The sequence below is a fragment of the Protofrankia sp. Cas8 genome (genome assembly GCF_963555845.1).
GTDB lineage: Bacteria > Actinomycetota > Actinomycetes > Frankiales > Frankiaceae > Protofrankia.
Window position 1 is genome coordinate 18,889 of record NZ_CAUVXI010000066.1, and the last position, 5,736, is coordinate 24,624.

7 protein-coding genes are annotated in these 5,736 nt (G+C 66.0%); 5 read left to right on the forward strand and 2 right to left on the reverse strand.

Annotation, left to right across the window (positions count from 1 at the left end):
• On the reverse strand, positions 1-1,017 hold a 1,017-nt coding region (locus U9977_RS12080; protein ID WP_322749327.1), incomplete at its 3' end, for a 4-hydroxybenzoate 3-monooxygenase.
• A gap of 130 nt (positions 1,018-1,147) precedes the next feature.
• Between U9977_RS12080 and U9977_RS12085 the strand changes: the two genes are divergently transcribed.
• The 3 genes from U9977_RS12085 (at position 1,148) to U9977_RS12095 (ending at position 2,802) form a co-directional block, all read left to right on the forward strand.
• A complete protein-coding gene (locus tag U9977_RS12085; RefSeq protein ID WP_322749328.1) occupies positions 1,148-1,921 on the forward strand; it encodes an IclR family transcriptional regulator in 774 nt (257 codons plus the stop codon).
• Between the two features lie 210 nt (positions 1,922-2,131).
• Entirely contained in the window at positions 2,132-2,368 is a 237-nt protein-coding gene (locus U9977_RS12090) for a type II toxin-antitoxin system prevent-host-death family antitoxin (RefSeq protein ID WP_322749329.1), read from the forward strand.
• Between the two features lie 53 nt (positions 2,369-2,421).
• On the forward strand, positions 2,422-2,802 hold the full coding sequence (locus U9977_RS12095; protein WP_416210580.1) for a type II toxin-antitoxin system VapC family toxin: 381 nt from the start codon (positions 2,422-2,424) through the stop codon (positions 2,800-2,802).
• Positions 2,803-2,990: 188 nt separating this feature from the next.
• On the opposite strand, the gene U9977_RS12100 is transcribed toward U9977_RS12095, so the two are convergent.
• On the reverse strand, positions 2,991-3,413 hold the full coding sequence (locus tag U9977_RS12100) for a TOBE domain-containing protein (RefSeq protein ID WP_322749331.1): 423 nt from the start codon (positions 3,411-3,413) through the stop codon (positions 2,991-2,993).
• A gap of 515 nt (positions 3,414-3,928) precedes the next feature.
• Between U9977_RS12100 and U9977_RS12105 the strand changes: the two genes are divergently transcribed.
• Both U9977_RS12105 and U9977_RS12110 read left to right on the forward strand, forming a co-directional pair.
• Positions 3,929-4,516, forward strand: a complete 588-nt coding sequence (locus U9977_RS12105; RefSeq protein ID WP_322749332.1) for a hypothetical protein — start codon at positions 3,929-3,931, stop codon at positions 4,514-4,516.
• A 295-nt stretch (positions 4,517-4,811) separates the two neighbouring features.
• Positions 4,812-5,705 (forward strand): LLM class flavin-dependent oxidoreductase, encoded by an 894-nt coding sequence (locus tag U9977_RS12110; RefSeq protein WP_322749333.1) that lies wholly within the window; start codon positions 4,812-4,814, stop codon positions 5,703-5,705.
• Positions 5,706-5,736: the final 31 nt, after the last annotated feature.

Genomic DNA, 5,736 nt, shown 5'->3' on the forward strand with positions numbered 1-5,736 from the left:
GAAGTGGGTTGCGCGCCAGACTCGGCGCAACGCGGTTTGGGTGTAGGCGGCGAGCAGGTCGTCCCGGCCTGCGGCGTAGTAGCCACCGAGCGCCCGGGACAACAGGCGGACGTCGGCCACGGCGAGGTTCATCCCCTTCGCGCCGGTGGGCGGGACGATGTGCGCCGCGTCCCCGGCGAGGAACAGCCGGCCGTGCTGCATCGGCGTCACCACGACACTGCGCATCGATGTAATCCCTTTGTCCAGCAAAGGGCCTTCGGTCAACGCGAAGCCTGTGTCGTCGGCTAGTCGGGCATGCAGCTCCGCCCAGATCCGATCATCGGGCCATTCGCTGAGATCCTCGTCGGGCGAGACCTGGAGGTACATTCTAGTGACGCTCGGTGAGCGCATGCTGTGTAGCGCGAAGCCGTTGGCGTGCCGGGCATAGATCAGCTCGTGCGAGGACGGCGGCGCGTCGGCGAGGACGCCGAGCCACGCGAACGGGTAGCTGCGTTCGTAGCTCACGAGGTCGGGCAGGTAGCTGCGGCTCACGCCGTGGAACCCGTCTGTGCCGATGACGAAGTCGCAGTCCAACACGTGGCGCGCGCCGTCCTGGACGAACTCGATGCGCGCCTCCTGGGGGTCGAGACCGGCCAGCGCGACGTCCTCGATCTCGAATCGCACGTCGCCACCGGCGTCGAGACGCGCCGCGATCAGGTCTTTCACGACCTCCTGCTGCCCGTAGACCATGATGCCGCGACCGGTGAGCGCGGTGAAGTCGATGCGGTGGCTGCGCAGCCCGAAGCGCAGCTCGGTGCCCGTGTGCACCAGGCCCTGCGCGTCCATCCGTTTACCCACGCCGGCCTCGCGCAGCGTCTGGACCGTCCCGTGCTCGAGGACCCCGGCGCGGACGCGGCGTTCGACGTAGGCACGGTCCCGGCGCTCGAGCACGACAGACTCCACCCCCTGCAGATGCAGCAGATGAGCGAGAAGGAGCCCGGCCGGCCCCGCGCCGACGATGCCGACCTGTGTGCGCATGCGGGCAGCCCCTTCGCCGGTGACCGATGTCGGATGTCGGATGTCGGATGTCGGATCAGCGTGCCCCAGACTCGGCCGGTGCGGGCCTAGACTTCCGCCACCCGGAAGACCTCTTCGAAAGTGACACGCGATGAACGGCAGGCGGCGCGCGTCCGGTACCCAACGGGTCCTGGCGATCCTCGACTGCTTCTGCGCCGACCGCCCGACGCTGGCGCTGTCCGAGATCAGCCGGCTGGCCGGGTTGCCGCTGACCACCACGCATCGTCAGGTGGGCGAGCTGGCGCGCTGGGGCGCACTGGAACGTGATCACAGCGGCCGGTACCGCATCGGGCTACGGCTGTGGGAGGTCGGCGCGCTGGCGCCGCGCAGCATCGGGCTGCGCGAGGCCGCGCTGCCGTTCCTCGAGGATCTCTACGAGGTCACCCACGAAAACGTCCAGATCGCCGTACTGGACGGGCCGGATGTCGTCTACGTGGAAAGGATCTCCGGCCGGCAGGCGGTACACATCGTGAGCCGACCGGGCAGCCGGTTGCCCGCGCACGCGACGGGCGTCGGACTTGTGCTCCTCGCCCACGCGGCCAGCGACGAGATCGACGCGGTGCTCGCCGGCCCGCTCAAGCGCTACACCGAGCACACCCTCACCGACCCGACCCGGCTGCGCCGCACTATGGCAGAAGTCCGCCGGACCGGCTACGCGATCAGCGACCGCCAGATCGAGACGGTCTCCGTCTCGGTCGCGGCACCGGTCTACGACTCGACCCGCACCGTCGTCGCGGCGCTGTCGATCGTCGTCGCGGCCAAGGCCGGACACGCTCGACGCTACGTGCCGGCTGTGCTGGCCGCGGCGCGCGGGATCTCCCGCCACCTCGGTGCCGGCCGCGAGAACATCGCAGCTGTCGATTGACCGCACCAGGGCGGGTTCAAACGGTCATAGCGCCGCTCTGGATGTGTTCGGCCATATCGTCCGTTTTCTCGACGAGCACCAGTGAGCCACGCCAGCTCGACCTGAGTCGACTCCGCCCGGCGACGTGCATCTCGAAGCATCGTTGCCGCCATGTCACCGTTAGAGCGTCCGGCAACAGGGGCGTGTATCACGCGTGATACACTAATATCCATGACTGAGGTGGCGGTTCGTGATCTGCGTAACCACGGCGGCGAGATTCTTGACCGTGTCATGGGCGGGGAGTCGTTGACGGTGACGCGGGATGGTCGTGCGGTTGCGGAGCTACGACCGTTGCCGCGCCGTCCCCTACCGGCATCCCTGCTCCTGGAGCGGTGGCGTCGCATGCCGGCCGTCGATCCTGTGCGGCTCAGGGCGGATATCGACAGTGTGCTGGACCCGGCGCTGTGACAGGTCCGTCGTGCAACCATGAGCGTGGTGTCCTCGACACCAGTACTGTGATCATGTTGTCTCGGATCGAGGACCCAGCCAGCCTTCCTGCGGAGCCGCTCATCACCGCGGTCACGCTGGCCGAGCTTTCGGTCGGACCGCTGGTCGCGACGACAGACGGGGAGCGCGCCGCCCGCCAGGCCCATGTTCAGCAGGCAGAGGCCGACTTCGACCCGCTGCCCTTCGACGCGGCAGCGGCCCGAGTGTTCGGACGTGTGGCGGCCTCGTTGCGGCTGGCTGGCCGCAAACCTTCGGCCCGTGCGTATGACGTCATGATCGCAGCCACGGCGCTATCTCATGAACTACCTGTGTACACGTGCAATCCCGCCGATTTCGCTGGAATTGAGGGACTCACGGTGGTTGCCATCCCGGTACCGAGTGCGCCGAAGTCCTAGTGTCTCGTGATTCCACTGACTTTACTTTCCATTGTTGTCGACAAGTTTCTTGATGTTGGCCTGGATAAGCTGGACCGTGGCGAGAATCTCGTCCGCGGTCGCCGTCCACGTGAATGGCTACCGAGATGGCATGGACGGACGACGACAGCGCGGCACCGAGGCCATTGCCGGCACGGACAGCCACGGCGTCAGGCGGCAGAAAGCGCGACCTCCGTCGACTTGATCAGAGCGATCACGGTGGAACCCGATGCGAGACCGAGGTCGGTCGCGGCGGCCCGGGTGATCGCCGCTGTGATCTCACCGCCACCGTCGAGGACGATATGCGCGACCACCATTGCGCCACCGGTCTCGAGGCTGGAAACCGTACCGGGTAGCTGATTGCGGATACTGATGCCGGAAACAGCGCCTGTGGCCAGAGAGACCTCGGTTGACTTGATCAGAATATCGACGGCAGAGCCCACCGAGATACTGAGATCCTTGATCGCATCCATGGTCACCGCGGCTGTCATGCGCTGTCCACCAGTGACGTCGATCGCCACGGTGCCCATCGCCGCCCCGCTGGTGATCTCAGTGACGGTGCCCGTGAGCCGGTTGCGAATGCTCAAGCTCATTGATCTACCTCATCAGGTCGGGGCGCTGCTCAGAGGTGAACAGCTCCTACTCTCCTACACCAGCCGTACACGTCGTCAACCTCATTGCCCGTAATGCCCGGCAAGTAACGGTGGTGGATCGTCGGAGGACGACCGGCACGGTCGGGGTGCGGGACTGCAGTCGTTCCACTTTCGATGGTCACCCAGCCCTTGCTGGTAGCACATCGCGTGCAGAAAAATACTTAGCGTAAATCCTTGTCTGCGGTATAGATCTTTTGATATTTACTCATTCGCAGATCCTTAAGGCCAGATGTTCCGTATCTGCGGAGACGGTGCTAATCTCCCTCGAGGGGGCTTTCGTAGATCAATAGAGTTGTGGGGTCGCAGCCAGGGACGGCTGGTGGCCATGGCCCGGTCTGTGTTGGTGAGCGGAGCCCCCACCCGGCCGGTACGCCTAACCCTCGCCGGCCGAAACCCGCTATTCATCATGATCTCTAGATCGTCCATCACAGAGGGGATCCGCGGTGCCCGGAACCATGTTGACCCGATCCGCCAAGCGAGTACTTCTACCGATCTTCCTGTTTCTTCTCGCGCTGTCCTTGTGTCTGCTTCCCGGTTCAGTGGCACAAGCCACCACACCGGCGGCGTCGGCGGCGTCGGCGGCGTCACCGGCGGCGTCGGCCGTGCCAGCGGTGCACAAGCACGTGGTTGTCAACGGTCGGGTCGGCCATCGGCTGCGCCTGAGCTTCGGCGATCTGCGGGCCTTCCCCCAACACACCCAGGACGTCGACTTCCTCAGCGGCAAAGGACCTGAGCACCACACCTACGTCGGTCCGCTGCTGCTGGACGTGCTGAAGTCCGCAGCACCGTCCTTCAACCCGGGCATCAAGAACGATTCTCTGCGGTACGCAATTCTGATCAAGGCAAGCGATGGCTATGAATCGGTGTTGTCATGGCCGGAGATCGATCCGAACTTCGGTGGTAAGCAGGCGCTGCTGGCCGTCAGCGAGGATGGTGTCCCCCTGGACAGTGCGGGTCCCCGGCTGACCGCCCCTGGTGATTCCCGTGGCGGTCGGTACGTCTTCAGCGTCGTCTCTGTCACGCTTATCAAGATCGGCGACTAGAGCGGTTCTGGTCCTGCGTTGACGTAAACGGATGGTGTGGCGTCCGGTTCGCCGGGCGCCACACCATCTGCGAGGGCCACTAACCGGACCCGGTCGACCCGTGGCCGGCGGCACGAGGGTATTGGACGGGTCACCACCGGGTTTGTCTCCATGAGCACTCCTCGTCTGGACGCCGGCGCGTCGAACAGGCCGTCCCGTATTGCCGGCGGACGGCGGACACTTTTCCGGAATAGCGTTCGATCAACATTGCGCACCGCCCCTGGCTGGCGCCGTCCCGCTGTCGGTGTTCGACCTCGTGCCGCTCACGTCGGGCTCGACCGTCGCCGCGGCGTTGCGCAATATGATTGATCTTGCGCGGCAGGTGGAGCGCTCCGGCTATGCCCGGTACTGGCTCGCCGAGCACCATCTGACTCCGAGCGTCGCCTGCGCCGCACCCGCCGTCCTGATCGCCCTGGTCGCCGATGCCACCCGGCGGATCCGGGTCGGATCGGGCGCGGTACAGACCGCCTACCAGACGCCGCTCGTCATCGCCGAGCAGTTCGGGACCATCGGGCATATTCATCCCGGGCGCATCGATCTCGGGCTGGGCCGTTCCCGCATCAGCACATTCATCGACAAGGCCACGGACGCCGTCTCTGGATCAACCGTCGGGCTGGCGCACTCGGGTGAGCGTCAGCCATCCCGGCCCTGCGTGGTCGACGGTCTGCTGATCCCGGCGCCACCGAGGTTCCGGTTCGATCCTTACCTGCTCCGCCAGCAACTGGAACTGGTCGGGTACCGGGATGGCGCGGGCGACGACTACGCACTGCAGGTGCGGGCCATTCAGGCGTTCATCCGCGGCGATTACCGTACCCACAACGGCGTGCACCTGCGGGCGCCCGCCGCCGAAGGCGCAGACCTGGAACTGTGGATTCTTGCCGCGAGTGCCGGGGAGAGTGCGCGGACCGCCGGCGCGCTGGGGCTACCGCTGACCGCCAACTACCACTCGATGCCGTCCGCCGTACTCGACACGGTCGTGGCGTACCGGGCCGCTTTCCGGCCGTCGGAGACGCTGCGCGCACCGTACGTCATGGTCTCCGCGGACGTCGTCGTCGCCGACGAGCTGCTCATCACCACCGTTACCCACGACCACGCTGCCCGGGTGCGTTCCTACGAACTCCTCGCCCAGGCGTGGGCAGGTCTGGACTGACCACCGGGTTCACCGTCGTGTCAGGAGTGCC

Coding starts and splice junctions, on each gene's coding strand:
- U9977_RS12085 (WP_322749328.1), top strand. CDS start 1,148: ATGAACGGCAGGCGGCGCGCGTCCGGTACCCAACGGGTCCTGGCGATC.
- U9977_RS12090 (WP_322749329.1), top strand. CDS start 2,132: ATGACTGAGGTGGCGGTTCGTGATCTGCGTAACCACGGCGGCGAGATT.
- U9977_RS12095 (WP_416210580.1), top strand. CDS start 2,422: ATGTTGTCTCGGATCGAGGACCCAGCCAGCCTTCCTGCGGAGCCGCTC.
- U9977_RS12100 (WP_322749331.1), bottom strand. CDS start 3,413: ATGAGCTTGAGCATTCGCAACCGGCTCACGGGCACCGTCACTGAGATC.
- U9977_RS12105 (WP_322749332.1), top strand. CDS start 3,929: ATGTTGACCCGATCCGCCAAGCGAGTACTTCTACCGATCTTCCTGTTT.